Origin of the sequence: Aneurinibacillus tyrosinisolvens (assembly GCF_001015055.1) — a bacterium.
Lineage (GTDB): Bacteria > Bacillota > Bacilli > Aneurinibacillales > Aneurinibacillaceae > Aneurinibacillus_A > Aneurinibacillus_A tyrosinisolvens.
Genome location: NZ_BBWZ01000010.1, coordinates 39,454 through 58,272, shown reverse-complemented (window position 1 = coordinate 58,272; position 18,819 = coordinate 39,454). Strand labels below are relative to the sequence as shown.

General features: G+C 49.2%; 14 protein-coding genes, 2 pseudogenes and 2 riboswitches. All 16 genes and pseudogenes read right to left on the bottom strand.

Annotation, left to right across the window (positions count from 1 at the left end):
• Positions 1-8: 8 nt before the first annotated feature.
• Entirely contained in the window at positions 9-1,559 is a 1,551-nt protein-coding gene (gene purH, locus MBEAL2_RS11515; protein WP_047152451.1) for a bifunctional phosphoribosylaminoimidazolecarboxamide formyltransferase/IMP cyclohydrolase, read from the bottom strand.
• Positions 1,556-2,197, bottom strand: a complete 642-nt coding sequence (gene purN, locus MBEAL2_RS11510) for a phosphoribosylglycinamide formyltransferase (RefSeq protein WP_047152450.1) — start codon at positions 2,195-2,197, stop codon at positions 1,556-1,558. Before purN ends, purH begins: the two co-directional genes overlap by 4 nt.
• A pseudogene (gene purM / locus MBEAL2_RS11505) lies at positions 2,194-3,236 on the bottom strand (phosphoribosylformylglycinamidine cyclo-ligase). Before purM ends, purN begins: the two are co-directional and overlap by 4 nt.
• Before the next feature lie 18 nt (positions 3,237-3,254).
• Positions 3,255-4,667, bottom strand: coding sequence for an amidophosphoribosyltransferase (purF, locus tag MBEAL2_RS11500; RefSeq protein ID WP_047152534.1), 1,413 nt, complete (start codon positions 4,665-4,667; stop codon positions 3,255-3,257).
• Between the two features lie 2 nt (positions 4,668-4,669).
• Complete coding sequence (gene purL / locus MBEAL2_RS11495) at positions 4,670-6,898, bottom strand: phosphoribosylformylglycinamidine synthase subunit PurL (RefSeq protein WP_047152449.1); 2,229 nt, start codon at positions 6,896-6,898, stop codon at positions 4,670-4,672.
• Entirely contained in the window at positions 6,879-7,571 is a 693-nt protein-coding gene (purQ, locus tag MBEAL2_RS11490) for a phosphoribosylformylglycinamidine synthase subunit PurQ (RefSeq protein ID WP_047152448.1), read from the bottom strand. Before purQ ends, purL begins: the two co-directional genes overlap by 20 nt.
• 3 nt (positions 7,572-7,574) lie before the next feature.
• Complete coding sequence (gene purS / locus MBEAL2_RS11485) at positions 7,575-7,823, bottom strand: phosphoribosylformylglycinamidine synthase subunit PurS (protein WP_047152447.1); 249 nt, start codon at positions 7,821-7,823, stop codon at positions 7,575-7,577.
• The gene (purC, locus tag MBEAL2_RS11480) at positions 7,816-8,535 is read right to left on the bottom strand and encodes a phosphoribosylaminoimidazolesuccinocarboxamide synthase (protein ID WP_047152533.1); all 720 of its coding nucleotides are present in this window, start codon (positions 8,533-8,535) and stop codon (positions 7,816-7,818) included. The genes purS and purC overlap by 8 nt, the downstream gene beginning before the upstream one ends.
• 38 nt (positions 8,536-8,573) lie before the next feature.
• Positions 8,574-9,869: an adenylosuccinate lyase gene (purB, locus tag MBEAL2_RS11475; protein WP_047152446.1), complete on the bottom strand. Its 1,296-nt coding sequence runs from the start codon at positions 9,867-9,869 to the stop codon at positions 8,574-8,576.
• A pseudogene (gene purK / locus MBEAL2_RS11470) lies at positions 9,870-11,031 on the bottom strand (5-(carboxyamino)imidazole ribonucleotide synthase).
• Positions 11,028-11,516, bottom strand: a complete 489-nt coding sequence (gene purE, locus MBEAL2_RS11465; protein WP_047152532.1) for a 5-(carboxyamino)imidazole ribonucleotide mutase — start codon at positions 11,514-11,516, stop codon at positions 11,028-11,030. The pseudogene purK and the gene purE overlap by 4 nt, the downstream one beginning before the upstream one ends.
• Positions 11,517-11,600: 84 nt before the next feature.
• A riboswitch (guanidine-I (ykkC/yxkD leader) is annotated at positions 11,601-11,702 on the bottom strand.
• A 154-nt stretch (positions 11,703-11,856) separates the two neighbouring features.
• The gene (gene yjcZ, locus MBEAL2_RS33595) at positions 11,857-11,979 is read right to left on the bottom strand and encodes a sporulation protein YjcZ (protein ID WP_269082467.1); all 123 of its coding nucleotides are present in this window, start codon (positions 11,977-11,979) and stop codon (positions 11,857-11,859) included.
• Positions 11,980-12,313: 334 nt separating this feature from the next.
• Complete coding sequence (locus tag MBEAL2_RS11460) at positions 12,314-13,438, bottom strand: response regulator (RefSeq protein ID WP_047152445.1); 1,125 nt, start codon at positions 13,436-13,438, stop codon at positions 12,314-12,316.
• A gap of 5 nt (positions 13,439-13,443) precedes the next feature.
• The gene (locus MBEAL2_RS29210) at positions 13,444-15,387 is read right to left on the bottom strand and encodes a GAF domain-containing sensor histidine kinase (RefSeq protein ID WP_052947669.1); all 1,944 of its coding nucleotides are present in this window, start codon (positions 15,385-15,387) and stop codon (positions 13,444-13,446) included.
• Between the two features lie 147 nt (positions 15,388-15,534).
• On the bottom strand, positions 15,535-16,911 hold the full coding sequence (locus tag MBEAL2_RS11450) for an NCS2 family permease (RefSeq protein ID WP_047152444.1): 1,377 nt from the start codon (positions 16,909-16,911) through the stop codon (positions 15,535-15,537).
• A 36-nt stretch (positions 16,912-16,947) separates the two neighbouring features.
• The gene (guaA, locus tag MBEAL2_RS11445; RefSeq protein WP_047152443.1) at positions 16,948-18,486 is read right to left on the bottom strand and encodes a glutamine-hydrolyzing GMP synthase; all 1,539 of its coding nucleotides are present in this window, start codon (positions 18,484-18,486) and stop codon (positions 16,948-16,950) included.
• A gap of 120 nt (positions 18,487-18,606) precedes the next feature.
• A riboswitch (purine riboswitch) is annotated at positions 18,607-18,708 on the bottom strand.
• Positions 18,709-18,819: the final 111 nt, after the last annotated feature.

Here is an 18,819-nt window from a genome sequence, read left to right as displayed (position 1 = left end):
CGTCCTCCTTAGTGTTTAAAGTGGCGAACACCTGTGAAAACCATGGCAATGCCATGTTCATTCGCCACTTTGATTGAGTCCTCGTCACGAATCGAGCCGCCCGGCTGAATCACGGCTGTAACCCCCGCTTTTACCGCTTCCTCCAGCGTGTCCGGCATCGGGAAGAACGCATCAGAAGCCATTACGCTTCGGAACGCTTTCTCTCCTGCCTGCTCGATGGCAATGCGTGCGGAGCCTACCCGGTTCATCTGCCCTGCGCCGATGCCGACCGTCATGCTGTCTTTGGCAAGAACGATCGCATTCGATTTCACATGCTTGACGACCTTCCATGCAAAGAGCAGCTGCTCGATTTCTTCTTTTGTCGGTTTCCGATCCGTTACAACCTCCAGATCCGCTTCCGTTACCTGTTTGGCGTCTTCTTGCTGGACAAGCAGCCCTCCCTCGACAGAAGCGAGCTTCCAGTCCGCTTTTTCTCCTCTGCTTATATCGCCCAATTGCAGAAGCCGTAAGTTCTTCTTCTCACGCAGGATTTCCAGTGCCTCTTCCGTGAAGCCAGGAGCCATAATGATTTCGAGGAATATCTCTTTCAGGAGCAGCGCTGTTTCTTTGTCAATCGTACGGTTTGCAGCAATAATTCCGCCAAAAATCGAAACCGGATCGGACGCGTACGCCTTGTGGTATGCTTCAAGGATGGTCGCTCCTGTGCCTACTCCGCACGGATTCGTATGTTTCACCGCTACAACGGCCGGCTGTGTAAATTCCTTTACAATGTTAAGCGCGGCGTTCCCATCGTTAATATTATTGTAGGAAAGCTCTTTGCCATGGATCTGTTTTGCCGTCGCGATATTTCCGGTCCCAGCCAGAGGCTCCCGGTAGAAAGCAGCAGCCTGGTGGGGATTCTCTCCATAGCGGAGGTCCTGGACTTTTTCATACGTTACTGTATACGTATCCGGCAGCTCTTCCCCTACCTGTGCAGTAAGGTACTGGGAAATCAGCGCATCATAAGCTGCGGTATGACGGAATACTTTGGCCGCCAGCTTGCGCTTGGTCTCAGCCTCAACGGAACCTGTTTCTCGAAGCTCAGCCAGCACCACATCATAATCCGCCGCATCTACCACGACCGTTACATACGCATGGTTTTTAGCCGCCGAGCGAAGCATCGTCGGCCCGCCGATGTCGATATTTTCAATTGCCTCGGCAAACGGTACATCCGGCTTGCTTATCGTTTCTTTAAACGGATAAAGATTAACGACAACAAGATCAATCGGTGTGATATTATGTTCCGCAATTTGCTGGCGATGCTTTTCATCATCGCGAACGGCCAATAACCCGCCGTGAATGTGCGGATCGAGCGTTTTTAAACGCCCATCGAGAATTTCCGGGAAGCCGGTTACTTCTGAAATTCCGATAACATTCACACCCGCTTCTTTAAGCAAGGCTGCCGTTCCGCCCGTTGAAATGATTTCCACGCCGAGTTTTTCAAGTTCTTTAGCAAATTCTAACACGCCTGTTTTATCCGATACGCTGAGTAACGCTCGCTTCACTTTAACTGTGCTCACGCTTTTTCCACTCCTCTGCTATGTTCAGGATTTCTCCATTCAACGGTAACTTTTCTGCCGTCCAGCCGAACCTGCCCGTTTACAATAAGCTGTACTACCTGGGGCAGCAATCGGTGTTCCTCTTCCTGGACTCTCGCCACCAGTGTTTCCTTCGTATCATCCTGATATACCGGAATCATACGCTGGGCGATAATCGGTCCTGTATCCATTCCTTCGTCTACAAAATGGACCGTAATGCCGGTAACTTTCACTCCGTACCGCAATGCCTGGCCGACCGCATCTTTTCCGGCAAAGGAAGGCAGCAGCGACGGGTGCAGGTTAATCATGCGGCCGCCGTATGATGCAAGGAGAGTATCTCCAATGAGCCGCATATAGCCCGCAAGAACGATAAACTCTGCTCCCGCTTCTTCCAAACGATGAACAATTTCCGCTTCAACCGCCGCTTTGGACGAATATTCATTTGCGCGAAAAGCAAATGTTGGAACACTGTATTCAGCGGCCCGTTTCAGCACGTAAGCCTCCGGTTTGTCGCACACGAGCAGCACAACTTCAGCACCGGTCAGGCTGCCTTCTGCAATGGCCTGCATAATCGCACCGAAGTTGGATCCGCTCCCCGAAGCAAATACGGCGATTTTCATTCCCAGCTCACCCCGCCGAACTGTACGTCCTTGCTTCCGGAGGTGACCCGCCCGATCAGAAACGCCGATTCTCCAGCTTCCTCCAGTGCATGAATCGCTTTAACTGCATTTTCGTTTTTAACAATGGCAATCATGCCGATCCCCATATTGAACGTCCGGAACATATCTTTCTTAGAGATAGCGCCTTTCTCCTCAATGAGGGTGAATATCGGAGGAACCGGCCATGAACCGTATTCAATCTGGGCCGCCGTCCCTTCCGGCAGGATCCGGGGAATGTTGTCATAGAACCCGCCGCCGGTTACGTGAACAAACCCTTTTACTTCCATCTTCTCAATAAGTGCCAGGCAGGATTTCACATAAATGCGGGTTGGCGTAAGCAGATTACTGCCGAGCGTTCCACCCAGTTCAGCCACTTCGTCATCGAGTTTCAGTCCGGCTTGTTCAAGCAAAACTTTGCGGACAAGGGAAAATCCGTTGCTGTGAACGCCGCTTGAACGCATACCGATAATCGCGTCTCCAGGTGCGATGCTTCGTCCGTCAATAATCCGATCAGCATCAACAACGCCTACGCTAAAGCCGGCAATATCATATTCCGCTTCCTCATACATGCCGGGCATCTCGCTGTTTCGCCCCCGATGAGCGCGCAGCCGGCCTGTTCGCATCCGTCAGCGATTCCCTTCACGATCGCTTCAATGCGTTCCGGAACGACCTTCCCGCAGGCAAGATAGTCGAGGAAAAAGAGCGGCTCCGCGCCCTGTACAACAATGTCATTGACACACATCGCTACGGCATCGATTCCGATAGTGTCGTGCCGGTCCGCGCCAAATGCAACCTTCAGTTTGGTGCCTACCCCGTCTGTACCGGAGACAAGCACGGGTTTTTTATATTTCTCTATATTAAGGCCGAACAGAGCACCAAAACCGCCAAGCCCCGTCAGAACTTCCGGGCGAAAGGTACGCTTCACGTGCTTTTTCATTCGTTCGACCGCTTCATTGCCGGCATCAATATCGACACCCGCCTGCTTGTAAGCCTCACTCATTTTTTTCCCCGCCTTTCCCTATTTTTCCGTACAGTTTTTCGTGTCTTCATAAATCTCTGTCGGATAACATCCGTTAAAGCACGCGAGGCAATGGCCCCGATTCGGTGCATCATCATCACGCCCGATCGCGTCAACCAACCCTTCCGGTGAAAGAAAATACAGGGAGTCGGCGCCAATTATCTCGCGAATCTCCTCCAGCGACTTCTCCGAAGCAATTAATTCCTCCCGGCTGGACGTGTCGATTCCATAGAAACAAGGGTTTTTGACAGGCGGAGAACTGATCCGCACATGCACTTCTTTCGCACCGGCTTCACGAAGCATCGTTACGATCCGGCCGCTCGTCGTGCCGCGGACAATCGAATCATCGATCATGACCACACGCTTGCCTTCCACTACTTTGCGGACAGCGCTAAGCTTCATCCGAACCCCGCGGGCCCGCAGTTCCTGGTTAGGCTGGATAAACGTGCGGCCCACATACCTGTTTTTAATGAGGCCCAGCTCATAAGGAATGCCGGCGGCCTCCGCATAGCCGATAGCTGCTGAAATGCTCGAATCCGGCACCCCTGTCACAACATCCGCTTCAACAGCAGCTTCTCTCTGCAGCTGCCTTCCCAGCTCTTTGCGGGCGAGGTGGACGTTAATCCCGTCAATATCGCTGTCAGGGCGGGCAAAATAAATATATTCAAACGAACAAATCGCACGCTGGGTTTGCCCGGCGAACCGTTCAGCCCGAAGCCCGTCCTCGTCAATGATAATCATCTCTCCCGGGGCAACATCGCGCACATACTGCGCGCCTACAACTTCGAAGGCGCACGTTTCTGATGCGACGACATATGAATCACCGATCATGCCCAGCACGAGCGGGCGAAGCCCGTTCGGATCGAGCGCGACGATGAGCTTCTTTTCCGTCATGACAAGCAGGGCATAAGCGCCTTTAATCATGCGCAGCGATTCCCTTACAGCCTCCTCGATTTCATAACCGGAACGGGCGATTAAATGCGCGATGACTTCCGTATCGCTTGTCGTTTGAAAAATGGAACCCTGTCTCTCTAGCTGGTGGCGAATCTGGTTTGCATTCACAAGGTTTCCGTTATGGGCAAGGGCGAGGTTTCCCCCGGTATATTTGAAAATAAGCGGCTGGGCGTTCTCAATTTTGCTTTCCCCCGCCGTCGTATATCGAACATGGCCGATCGCCGACCGGCCATGGATTTTGCCAAGTTCATTATTGCTAAACGCTTCGGTTACAAGGCCCATTCCTCTGTGATAGGAAAAGCTCTCCCCGTTCGATGCGCAAATTCCCGCGCTCTCCTGGCCCCTATGCTGGAGCGCGTGGATTCCATAATAGGTGAGCTGCGGCGCGTCAGGGTGATTATACACCCCGAAAACACCGCACTCCTCGTTCAGCTTATCCCACAAATCGTCATGTTCCATCATTAACCCATCAGACATGGGATCGCATCCTTCCAGGCTGTTTTTAGTTCAGACAGCGCCTCACTCACTACATTGCGGCCGTTCACTGTTATCTTTATCTCATCACCGGTTACTATTCCTAATTCCGTACATGCAATCCCGTTCGCCTCCACGATTCCCCTTACTTCTGCCGCATTTTCCGGCTTCACGCTGAGCAATACGCGGGATTGCGACTCACTGAACAGCGCAATGTCAGGGCGCAGGGCAGTCTCCCAGTTCACTACAGCTCCAAGCCCCGGTGCCGCCGATTCCACAAGCGCTACAGCCAGACCGCCTTCCGCCAAATCGTGTGCGGAAGCAACCCACCCCTGTTGAATCGCGGACAGGACCGTCTTCTGGAGCCTACGCTCCACAGCCAAATCTAAGACAGGTGGCCGTCCGCTGATAGAACCTTGCATTTGTTTTTGATACTCGGAACCGCCGATTTCCGCCTTTGTTTCCCCAAGCAAGAAGATAATATCCCCATCGTTTTTAAAAGTCTGGGTTGTAATATGCGCCGTATCATGAATCAAGCCAACCATACCGACAACCGGTGTCGGATACACGGCTTCACCGTTCGTTTCATTGTAAAGGCTGACGTTTCCGCCAATGACAGGGGTGCCAAGCTCCCGGCACGCCTCGCTCATTCCGTCCACCGCTTTTTCGAACTGCCAGAAAATATCCGGTTTTTCCGGGTTGCCGAAATTCAGGCAATCCGTCAGCCCAAGCGGCTCCGCACCGGAGCATACAACATTGCGCGCGGATTCAGCGACAGCAATGGCGCCTCCGATTTGCGGATCGAGATATACATAGCGGCCGTTGCAGTCAATGCTCATGGCAAGCGCCTTTTTCGTGCCGCGAATCGCCACCACAGCGGCATCTGAACCGGGAACAACAGCAGTGTTTGTCCGAACCATGTAATCATACTGGCTGTACACCCACTCTTTGCTGGCCACGGTTGGAGCGGAAAGAACCTTTTTCAAGGCTTCCCCATAATTGGAAGGTTCACTAATGGCCAGCATATCAACATTCGAAAACTCTCTATAGTACGCCGGCTCTGCGGACGGCTTGTAATAAACGGGCGCATCCTCCGCCAGACTGTCTACCGGAACTTCTGCCGCAACTTCCCCTTTATGAAGCAGGCGAAGCATTCCGTCGTCGGTCACACGGCCAATGACAACAGAATGCAGGCCCCATTTTTCAAAAATCTTCTCGACTTCTGGTTCTCTGCCCTTCTCAACGACAACAAGCATTCTCTCCTGTGATTCGGAGAGCATCATTTCATACGGTGTCATTCCTTTTTCACGCTGAGGAAGAAGATCAAGATTTAATTCAATTCCGTTCCCTGCTTTACTCGCCATCTCCGCGCTGGAAGAAGTGAGCCCCGCCGCACCCATATCCTGAATGCCGGCAACCGCCCCTGAATCAATCAGTTCAAGGCAGGCTTCCAGCAGCAGCTTTTCCATAAACGGGTCACCAACCTGGACAGCGGGACGCTTCGCTTCCGATGCTTCGCTCAGCTCCTCAGAAGCGAAGGTGGCACCGTGAATTCCATCACGCCCGGTCGCAGCACCAACATACATAACCGGATTTCCGATCCCCTTGGCTACACCCTTTTGAATTTTGTCATGATCGATAAGCCCGACACACATCGCATTTACGAGCGGGTTCCCGTCGTAGCACGGATCAAAAACAACTTCTCCGCCAACCGTCGGAATCCCCATGCAGTTTCCATAGCCGGCAATGCCTGCCACTACATTTTCAAACAGGTATTTCATGCGGGGCGTTTCCAGTTCGCCGAAACGGAGCGAGTTCAGCATCGCAATAGGGCGCGCGCCCATCGAAAATACATCACGAATAATGCCGCCAACACCGGTTGCTGCTCCCTGATATGGCTCTATCGCTGAAGGGTGATTATGGCTTTCGACTTTAAATACAACCGCCTGATTATCCCCAATATCTATAATTCCCGCGCCTTCTCCCGGGCCTTGCAGGACACGCGGCCCGTCTGTCGGGAAGCGGCGCAGCACCGGCTTCGAGTTCTTATAGCTGCAGTGCTCAGACCACATTACGCTGAACAATCCGGTTTCCGTATAATTCGGTTTTCTTCCAATTATTTCGACAACTCGGGCAAACTCTTCATCAGTTAAACCCATTTCACGGTAAACTTTTTCCTCGGCAATTTGCTGTGGACTAGGCTCTCTGTGCTGCACCGTTCTTCCCCCTCCAACTCTGTAAAATCGAAGTAAACATACGCTTGCCGTCCTGTGAGCCGAGCCATTCATGAACAGCCCGCTCCGGATGAGGCATCATACCAAGTACATTTCCTTCCTTATTTATAACGCCCGCGATGTTGTCAATCGAGCCGTTCGGATTGTCCCCTTCGTAACGGAAAACAATCTGGCCATTGGCTTCCATTTCTGCAAGTGTACTTTCATCGCAATAGTAATTACCGTCACCATGTGCAATGGGGATTTGAATGATTTCATTCTTTTCGTAGTCAGAAGTAAACGCTGTTTTATTGTTTTCCACCCGCAGCGCCGCCATCCCGCAGCGGAACTTCAGCTGGCTGTTGCGGCGCAGAGCACCGGGGAGAAGGCAGGCTTCCGTTAGCACCTGGAAACCATTGCATACGCCCATCACAAGTTTTCCGGCCTCAGCAGCCGCTTTTACAGCCTGCAGCACGGGAGCCATGCTCGCCATCGCACCGGGGCGAAGATAGTCTCCATAAGAAAATCCGCCAGGGAGAAGAATACAATCAAATTCATCAAGGTTGGGCCGGGTATACCATACATACTCAACAGGTTCACCCAGGCAGTCCTCTACAGCCTTGTACATGTCAATATCACAGTTTGATCCGGGGAAAACGATAACCGCGTATTTCATGGCCTACGCCTCCGCCAGTTCGAAACGGTAGTCTTCAATAACGGTATTCGCAAGCAGCTTCTCACACATTTCAGTCAGCCGTTCCTCGGCTGCCTCCCGGCTGTTCACGTCCAATTCCAGCTCCATGTATTTGCCGATGCGAACGTCCTTTACTTCATCAAAGCCGAGGGAGTGCAGTGAACCTTGAACGGCATTTCCCTGCGGATCCAGAACAGATTCCCTGAGCGTGACATATACAACAGCTTTAAACATTCGCTTCTCCTCCAATGCGCTTTAGAATTTCTTTATAAGCATCCTCCACCCGACCAAGGTCACGGCGGAAGCGGTCTTTGTCCAGCTTTTCTTTCGTATTCGCATCCCAGAAACGGCACGTATCGGGAGAGATTTCATCGGCAAGCAGCAAAGCACCGCCTTCTATTCGGCCAAACTCAAGTTTAAAATCAACAAGGATAATGTCGCGTTCCTTCATATATTGCAAGAGAACCTCGTTAACCTGAAGCGCCATCTCACGCAGCCGGTCACGTTCCTCTGCTGTCGCAATACCCAAAACATCAATATGGGAATCGTTAATGAGCGGGTCACCGAGCGCATCGTCTTTATAATAAAGCTCGACAACAGGCTGTGAAAGAGCCGTACCCTCCTCAAAACCGAGGCGTTTCGCCAGGGAACCGGCAGCGACGTTGCGGACAACAACTTCAAGCGGCACAATTTCCACCTTCCTCACAAGCTGCTCTGTGGCGGATATCTCTTCGATGAAGTGGTTGTCGATGCCCTTCTCTTTCAGCATGCGGAAGAAAATCGAGGTAATGCGATTGTTGAGTTCCCCTTTGCCCATAATCGTCGCGCGCTTTTCTCCGTTAAAAGCCGTGGCGTCATCCTTGTACTCAACCTGGTATACATCCGGATTGTCCGTGCGGTATATTCGTTTGGCTTTCCCTTCATACAGCTGTTCTAGCTTGACCACCATGCATCTCCCCTTTGTATTTATGTGCCTGCTATTTTTTATAAACCGAGTCTGTCGAAAATGGTATCTACGTGCTTAAGGTGCCAGTTATAGTCAAAGCAATCTGCAATCTCTTCCTGAGAGAGCATTTGCTTTACTTTTTCATCGGCTTCAATAATGTCACGGAATGAACGCTGCTCTTCCCATGCCTGCATGGCGCGGGGCTGCACTGTGTCATAAGCGGCTTCACGGCTCATTCCTTTGTCAATCAACTTCAACAGGACACGCTGTGAATAGATTAAGCCAAAGGTGCGGTCCATGTTGCGCTTCATATTTTCCGGGAATACTGTCAGGTTTTTTACGATGTTGCCGAAACGGTTCAGCATATAATTAATCAGTTGTGTGGCATCCGGTAAAATCACGCGCTCTACGGAAGAGTGGGAAATGTCCCTTTCGTGCCAGAGCGGCACGTTCTCATATGCCGAAATCATATGTCCGCGAATGACACGGGCAAGGCCCGACATGTTCTCGCTTCCGATTGGGTTGCGCTTGTGCGGCATTGCGGAAGACCCTTTCTGCCCTTTCGCGAACGCTTCCTCTACTTCTCTTGTTTCGCTCTTCTGCAGGCCGCGGACTTCTACGGCGAATTTGTCAATTGACGTTGCAATGAGCGCGAGTGTTGCCATATATTCAGCGTGGCGGTCCCGCTGCAGCGTCTGGGTCGAAACCGGAGCCGCCTGCAGGCCGAGCTTCTTACATACATACGCCTCAACGAATGGGTCGATGTTAGCGTACGTTCCAACCGCCCCGGAAATCTTCCCGAAAGCAAGATTCTGCTTCGCGTGATGAAACCTTTCCAGGTTACGCTTCATCTCTTCGTACCAGAGGGCCATTTTCAAGCCGAACGTCGTTGGTTCTGCGTGGACACCGTGCGTACGTCCCATCATTACCGTGTATTTATGTTCCTGGGCTTTTTCTTTTAAAATGTCGATAAACCGGACAAGGTCCTGTTCAATAATTTCATTTGCCTGGAGCAGCAAGTACGAAAGCGCCGTATCTACTACATCTGTTGAAGTGAGCCCGTAATGGATCCATTTCTTCTCATCGCCTTCAATCGTTTCGGAAACGGCACGTGTAAAAGCGACGACATCGTGCCGGGTCTCCTGCTCAATCTCGTAAATGCGCTGTACATCAAAGCTTGCGTTTTCCCACAGCTTCCGGACGTCCTCTTTAGGAATAACCCCAAGCTCAGCCCATGCTTCACAGGCAAGAATCTCAACCTTTAGCCATGCTTTAAACTTATTTTCCTCTGTCCAAATGGCCGCCATTTCCGGGCGTGTATACCGTTCTATCATTTAACGCTCCTCGCTTTCATTCCAGATTCCGATATCCTGTACCGTTTGCAATGCTTGTTCTATCGATTCAGACACAATATTAATATGCCCCATCTTTCTTTTCGGTTTGCTATCCTTTTTCCCATACAAGTGAAGCTTCGCATTTCGAGGAAGCTCCTCTATCTTATCAAGCACCGGTGGAGGTGCTCACCGAGGAGGTTCACCATAACAACCGGTGAGAGCAGCCTGGCAGATCCAAGCGGAAGATCACATATGGCACGTATATGCTGTTCGAATTGGGAAGTCACACAGGCATCCATCGTATAATGCCCCGAGTTGTGCGGGCGAGGCGCAAGCTCGTTCACAACCAGCTCTCCGCTTTCTTTTACAAACATTTCTACGGCGATAAGCCTACCACATCAAGCTTTTCTGCAATGTCGGCTGCCAATTTCTCCGCATGCCCGGCAGCGTCCGCTTCTACCCGGGCCGGGACGATGGAGAGGTGGAGGATATTGTCGCGATGGATATTTTCAGCGACAGGAAACGTTTGAATCTCGCCTGAAACACTGCGGGCAGCAATCACCGAGATTTCTTTTGTAAAAGGAATAAATTGTTCAACAATGATTTCCGCTCCGGATTGCTCCAGCGCTTCGTATCCGGCGGCAATCTCATCGATCCTGCGGATGACACGCTGCCCTTTTCCATCGTATCCTCCGGTTGCGGTTTTCATCACCAGCGGAAGTCCAAGTTCCTCTGCTGCCTGTCCGGCTTCTGCTGCGCTTGCAATCACACGAAACGGGGCAACCGGAATGCCGAAGGAAGCAAGCGTTGATTTCTCATGAATCCGGTTTTGCGTAGTGCGCAGCAGCCTGCTTCCCTGCGGAACGTACGACTGCTCCTCTAAAATATCCGCTACCTTCGCATCCACATTCTCAAACTCATATGTAATGACATCGCTTGAAGCGGCCAATTCCATTGCCCCTTCTACGTCATCATATGAGGCGGTAATCTGCCTGTCCGACACCTGCGCACCCGGACAATCCTCTGTGGGATCGAGTGTAATAAACCGGTATCCGCAGGCTCGTCCCGCAAGTGCCATCATTCTCCCAAGCTGTCCCCCGCCGAGCACTCCGATCGTTGCTCCCGGCTTAATCACATGCTTGTGCTCTGCCGTCTTTTTCATAGGAGCGGATCCGCCTCCAAAACATTTTTTTTCACCGTTTCTCTGCGGGTTATAAATTTTTCCCGGACTTCAGGGTATTTGTTTCCGATAATTTGTGCGGCCAGCAAACCTGCGTTCACTGCTCCCGCTTTTCCGATAGCGACCGTTGCCACAGGAACACCGCCTGGCATTTGTACGATCGAAAGCAGCGAATCGAGGCCATTTAACGTAGAGCTTTTAACAGGCACCCCAATGACAGGCAAAGCGGTTTTGGCGGCTACCATGCCCGGAAGATGAGCAGCACCGCCGGCTCCGGCAATAATAACTTCAAGCCCGCGCGTTTGCGCCTGCTCAGCATACTCAAACATTAAATCAGGCGTACGGTGCGCGGAAACGACCTTCTTCTCGTATGGAACCCCTAGCTCTTCCAAAATTGCACACGATTCCTTCATTGTATCCCAGTCTGAGCTGCTTCCCATAATAACGCCAACAAGCGGTTGACTCATCGTTTTATATCCCCTTTCCCTGCTTCTTCCTAACAAAAACAAAAAGCCCAAACGGTAGATTTCTCCTGTAGCTGTGAGAAACCTACCGCCTGGGCTTTTATCCCTTCGGTGTAGTGCGCCGTGCGCACCTGAATCGCTCGGACCGTGCAGCAGCTTCCCTGCTACGGAACCCTAGATTCACTTTCCACTCAATTCATCTATAGTGTAACAAGCAGCATTTCTTTGTGTCAACCTTATTTCCGAACATTTTACACATTAATTACTATATCATTCGTTTTACCCACATGAAAGGCTGGCGGCGGGTTGCCGTCAGCCTTTCTTTACAGGAAGATTCCTGCTATTAGTCACAAGCACAAGCGATGATAACAAGCAGGATGAAAAGCACAAGAATTACGCCGATTGCCTCTTCTCCACCAAAAAAGCTCATGTAATGTTCCCTCCTCCGTTGTTCCTTGCAAAACATCAGGTGATATCACCTGTGGTATACGATATGCCACGAGTGATATCATGGTTTGGACGAATGCCCATCTTCCGCATTTTTATCTCTTTTCTGCAGAGAAGCCCTCGGAAGCCTTTATATTAGTCACAGGAGCAAGCAATTACTACGAGCAAGATGAAGAGGACTAAAATCACCCCAATTTCATCGTTACCGCCAAAAAAACTCATTTCGTCTCACTCCTTTCTACTTTGAAGCTTTTTGACATGCTACAGTCTATGCGGAGATGCTTCAGGCGGTATGGACGTTTGCCCATTTTTAGGCATAAAAAAAGAGCCCTTGCAAAAAGGCTCTCTTTCCCCTAATCCTGATATTTATTTTGAATGTATAAAATCTCGGGGAGATTTTCAAAGAATACATCGACAATGTGCGGATCGAAATGGTTTCCTCTGCCTTTCCGAATGATATCGTAGGCAACTTCATTCGAAAACGCTTCCTTATACGGTCTGCGGCTGGTAAGGGCGTCAAATACATCAACAACAGCCACAATCCGGCCGCTAAGGGGGATTTCCTCTCCTGACACCCCATATGGATAGCCTGTCCCATCATATTTTTCGTGGTGGGAAATCGCAATCTCACTGGCCAGCTTTAGCAGAGGAGATTCGGAATCATTCAGGATTTTGTACCCGATCAGCGTATGCTCCTTCATTTTCTCATACTCTTCAGCGGTGAGCTTGCCCGGCTTGAGCAGAATATGGTCCGGTACCCCGATTTTACCTATGTCGTGCATCGGGCTTGCCTGAATAAGCAAATCCGCCTCCTCTTCATCCATTTCAATTCCGCGGGCCAGTACCCCGCAGTAATAACTGATGCGCTGTATATGAGCGGCTGTTTCCGGGTCTTTAAACTCCGCAGCAGATGAAAGATGCTCCACAATTTCGCGGTGGCTGGCGGCTAGCTTCTCATTTAGCCGCCGCAGTTCCTGCAGTGCTCTCTGCAGTTCGATTGTTCGGTTCTGTACCTCTATCTCTAACCGCTGGTTTGCAGAAATAAGCTGTTTATAATAATGCTTTGTGCGCAGAAGCGTCTGGACACGGGCATACAATTCATATTTATCAATTGGCTTAGTAAGAAAATCATCACTTCCGCCCTCAAGCGCTCGAATCCTGTCCTCTCTCCCATCAAGCGCTGTAACTATAATAACAGGAAGAAACTGACGGGGAGACTTTTTTATTTCCCGCAGTACCTCGTATCCGTTCATGCCCGGCATCATGACATCTAACAGAACAAGATCAATTTCTTCATTCTGGATTATCTCCAGAGCTTCCATTCCCGAACTGGCACATCTTATTCGGTAATTCTTAACGGAGAGGAGCTGTACGAGAATATCGAGGTTGTACTCTTCGTCATCAACAAGCAGGATCGTTGATTGCTCGATTTCAAGCTTTTCCTCCACAGGATTTGACGGCACAGAGAAAACGCTCATTTTTGTTATGCCCCCTCTCGATCCTTGTTCTTTGCTGGTACTCCGGCTGTTTCGATCGCTATAGGTAATTCCACGATAAAGGATGAGCCCTCGCCAATTTCACTCTCTACCCGGATCGTTCCGCCAAGTAAATGAACAAGCCGCTGCACGATGGGAAGCCCAAGGCCGGTCCCATTATACCTGCGGGATAAGCTCCCGTCGATTTGTTTAAATGGCTCGAAAATTAACAACTGATTTTCCAAAGAAATGCCGATCCCCGTATCCTGAATTCGCAAAAGGAGCGAATCTGCGCGGTCTAAAATATGAATGGTTACCTCACCTTTTTCAGTAAACTTAATCGCGTTGGACAATAAATTCATAATAATTTGCTTGAGCTTTTGCTCATCGCTAAACAGCCATACATCATCATTCCCTATAACGCGAAGGGCAACCGGCTTGTTTTCGATTAATCCCGATGCATTGTGAATACAGAATTGAAGCAGCGATCGCAGGCTTACCCTCTGGCAGTTCGTTTTCATGTACCCGGATTCCATCTTGGATAAGTCCAGAATATCGTTAATAAGTGCCAGGAGATGCTTTCCGCTTTCTTTAATGCGCTCAATGTTCGTCATCTGTTTTTCCGGGATCGAACCTTTAAGTACATCTATTACTATATCGGAATAACCGATGATAGCATTTAGCGGTGTCCGCAATTCGTGGCTCATAGTGGAGAGAATTTGGCTTTTTAGCGCTGCCGCTTCCTGCGCTGCCTTTCTCTCTTCTTTTAATTCCTCAACATACCTGCAATTCTGGATGGCTATAGCAAGGGAACGGCTGAAGTCAACGACCATTTCCTCATCTTCCTTCGTAAACCGTAAAGCCCCTCTCTTCTCTGTAAGGTAAAAACTCCCTATAATTACATCATTAACAATGATAGGAACGCCGAGGAACGATTCCATTGCCGGATGGCCTTCAGGAAATCCGGCAGAAGCAGGATGATTGGAAATGCTGGATGTACGCATGGGCTTTTTTTCATGGCGGAGATATCCTAGCAATCCTTTGCCTTCCGGATAATGAATCCCTGGTGCACCATCCCAGCCAACCGGGATAAACCTCTCTATCTTTTTCTCTTCTGTGAAAAGAGCTAACGCCGCATACTTTGCACCGATAACCTTCTTCACGGTTAAAACAATATCGCGCAGAAATTCATCCGTAATCTCTAGCGTCCCATACAATTTCTCAGATAATTCATGAAAGGAACGGAGTTGATGCTGCTTTTGTTTCAACTGCTGAAAATAAAAACGCCGGATCATAAGAATGAGCATCGTAAGCGGAACTCCTACAATGACACTGACAATAAGAGCCCTTTGAAATACATCGTATAAAGTAATTGCCGTTCCAAACGTTTTTGAAATGGTGTAGACAAACAAAGTGGTCGTCATAAAAGTACCGGATAATGCAAACAGGACCGATATTGCCGTACTGCGGGACCATGTATTTAAATCTTTGTATGCGGAAAAACCGTTTCGGTATAAATAGTGGTGAACCTGTACGAGAATCCCAAAGTAAAAAGGAGAATAGGCAGTCATAACGACACCGAGGCAGATAAGAAATGTAAAGATCGTTTCTGTCTGTTTATCAAACATCCGGTAAGAAAGAAAAAAAGAAAAAAGAATAAAAAAGAATGTACTCCAAACAATAAGCTGGCCGGAAAGCTTTTTTATTTCTTTTCGAATGTCGGCCGCGTCTCTTTTGCGGTTTACTTCTTTAAATGATTTATTAACACGTAAAACGACTAACGAGAAAAAAAACAGCGGAAGCAGGATAACTATACATAAATTAAAAGGAGAAGAGACCAATTGATATAACTGTCCGGGATGCAGCAAGTTAGCTGACAGCACAAACAGAAGGCTTAATAGAATGGGTGTGATGAAACTTGCAAATAACCAGACCAACAATTTTTTCTTCATTCGGATCCCCTTTTATCTGTACCCTTATGTTTCTATTATGTATGCTTTGTATAATTATACATTTAAATTCGTTGATTGTGTTATAAAAAATTTGTCGATTTCTAAAACAAAGGAGGGGCTCCTTTTTTGCAGGAGCCCCTCTCTTCGTTATGCGTTAATATCGATGAATAAGAAACGCGCGATAATAAGAATCGCCAGTACCCACATAAGCCAGTGTATTTTATTTTTGCCGCCCGCCACATTGTTAGCGGAAGCAAGCAGGACATAAAATACGATTCCCGCCGAGATTCCATTGGCGATTGAATACGTAAGAGGCATCAAAACGATGGTTAAGAAGGAAGGAATCGCATACACCATGTCATCCCATTCTACTCCACGAACCGCTCCCATCATTAACACCCCTACAATGATTAGAGCCGGTGCTGTCGCCTGGCCCGGTACGAGAAGAGCAAGCGGTGCAAGGAACAGAGCAAGGATAAAAAGCACACCGGTCGTAACGGATGTTAAGCCGGTGCGGCCTCCCTGCCCTACGCCTGCGGCGCTCTCTACAAAAGCGGTAATCGTACTTGTTCCAAGCAGGGCTCCCAGACTTACGCCACCCGCATCTACGAGCATCGCACGGCCAATTTTCTTCTTCGCATCCGGTTTATCCAGCAGGCCGGCTTTCGCGGCCGTTCCTGTGAGTGTACCAAATGTATCAAACAATTCAACGAAGGTAAAAGTAAATACGATGGTTAACAAACCTGCATTCAAAGCTCCTGCGAAGTCAAGCTGGCCGATTGCCAGGTTACTAAAGTTCGGAATCCAGTGTGCATTACTCAGGGAGGCAAGGTTGGTTACGCCCAACGGAATCCCAATGAGTGTCGTTACGATAATTCCAATCAAAATACCAGCCTGCACACGCATCGCCATAAGAATGCTCGTAATCAGCAAGCCGATAACCGTAAGAAGAACCCCTTTATCCTCCACAAAATTCCCCAGCTGCATTAACCAATCATTACTGCCCAGCGCTGTAAACGGAGCTGCGGGATTCTTGCCGATGTAAAAAGCGGTAAGAAGGCCGCTGTTCTTAAATCCAATGATTGTAATAAACAGCCCAATTCCGACCGTAATGGCGGCCCGAAGGGAATCAGGAACAGCATCGAGCAGTATCTGACGCACCTTGGTTAGCGTTAAAATGATAAAAATAATACCGGAAATAAACACGGAGGCGAGCCCAATCTGCCATGTAATATGACCACCTGAACTCATAACAACAGCAGCAAAGTAAGCATTTAATCCCATACCGGGGGCTAGCGCAATCGGATAATTAACAAAAAGCCCCATTGCGATCGTTACCAGCCCGGCGCCAAGCGCTGTCGCCACGAACACGGCATTGAAGTCCATTCCAGTGGCGCCTCCCGCCGTCAGTGTCAGCGGGTTTACTATTAGAATGTATGCCATTGTAATAAATGTCGTCAAACCGGCAATGATTTCCGTTCTGACATTCGTATTGTTTTCTCTTAACTTGAAGAACTTATCCATCTTCTTCTCACCCTCTTGTTATTCAGTATCCTGCCTTTATTCCCATTCAATCGTAGCCGGCGGCTTTGAAGTGATATCATACACAACACGATTAATATGCGGTACTTCATTTACAATGCGGACAGATATTTTCTCCAGTACATCAAACGGAATGCGCGCCCAGTCTGCTGTCATTCCATCGATGGAGGTAACGGCACGGATACCGATCGTATAATCATACGTTCTGTAGTCACCCATAACACCTACGCTTCGCACATCAGGAAGGACGGTGAAGTACTGCCATATATCTTTCTCAAGGTCCGCCTTTTTAATCTCATCACGCAGGACATAATCCGATTCCCGAACAATCTCCAGTTTTTCTTCCGTTACTTCCCCAAGCACCCGAATGCCAAGGCCAGGTCCCGGAAATGGCTGGCGCCAAACAATTTCATGCGGCATCCCAAGTTCTTCACCGACCTTGCGCACTTCATCTTTAAACAGCTTATTCAGCGGCTCAATCAGGCTTAATTTCATATCTTCCGGCAAACCGCCCACGTTGTGGTGTGATTTAATCGTCTGGGCTGTCGCTGTTCCGCTCTCCACGATGTCCGTATAAAGGGTTCCCTGTGCGAGGAAGTCCATGCCTTCCAGCTTGCTCGCTTCTTCCTCAAATACGTAAATAAACTCATTTCCGATAATTTTTCTTTTTTTCTCAGGGTCAGCCACGCCCTTCAACTTGTCCAGGAAACGCTGGCGGGCATCGATTTTAATGACGTTGATATGGAAGCCTTCTTTGAACGTTTTCATTACACTCTCCGCTTCGCCTTTGCGGAGCAGGCCGTGATCGACGAACATACAAGTCAGTTGATCTCCGATTGCTTTGTGGATGAGAACCGCAACAACGGAAGAATCCACCCCGCCGCTCAATGCGCAAAGAACCTTCTTGTCGCCAACCTGCGTGCGAATTTCTTCCACCATCATCTCGATGTAATTTTCCATCGACCAATTTCCTTCGCACTTGCAAATATTGAAGAGGAAGTTTTTCAGCATATCGTTGCCGCGTACAGAATGGCGAACTTCCGGATGGAACTGCACGCCGTAGAAGTTTTTGCCCGGATGGCTGATGGCTGCCACAGGACACGCTTCATTGCTTGCGTCAACCTGGAACCCCTCCGGCACCTCAATAACCTTATCCGTATGGCTCATCAATACCGTTTCGCTCTTATCCAATCCTTTAAAAAACGGTGTCTCATTATGAATCGCGATGTCTGCTTTGCCGTATTCCCGTACTTTCGCAGATTCTACTTTGCCTTTCAAATGGTGTGACATGAGCTGCATGCCATAGCAAATCCCAAGAATTGGCACGCCCATATCGTAAATACGCTCATCGGAGTGTGGAGCTCCTTCTTCGTATACACTGGATGGGCCACCCGAGAAAATAATTCCTTTTGGGTTTAGCTCTTTCAGCTTTTCAACCGGTGTATTGTATGGCATTAGCTCACTAAAAACCCCTAAATCGCGAACGCGGCGGGCGATAAGCTGATTGTACTGCCCTCCGAAGTCCAGCACCACGATTAACTCATTTGGTTTGTCCATCTTCTAGAAGATCCCCCTCTTGTGCTTGTGTTTCGTTTTCTTTCCTTACTCTACATTCTTCCTCTTTTCACAATAAAAAAACCAGGATTCCCCTTATTGTGCATACGGAGATAGAACCCTGGTGTTGGTTTCCATCCTCATAGTCGAATGTTTTACGGTCATTCGGTAGAAACTTTCAGGCCATATTCCTGATATTATACGAGGTAAGTCGAATTTTGTTCGGTTTTGACGAAATTAGTTTACCAGAGTAACAGAAAAAGTCAAGACTCAAATTCAATTTATGTTCCCTTCCGCAGGCAAAAAAAGACCTGGCAAAATAGCCAGGTCTTTTCA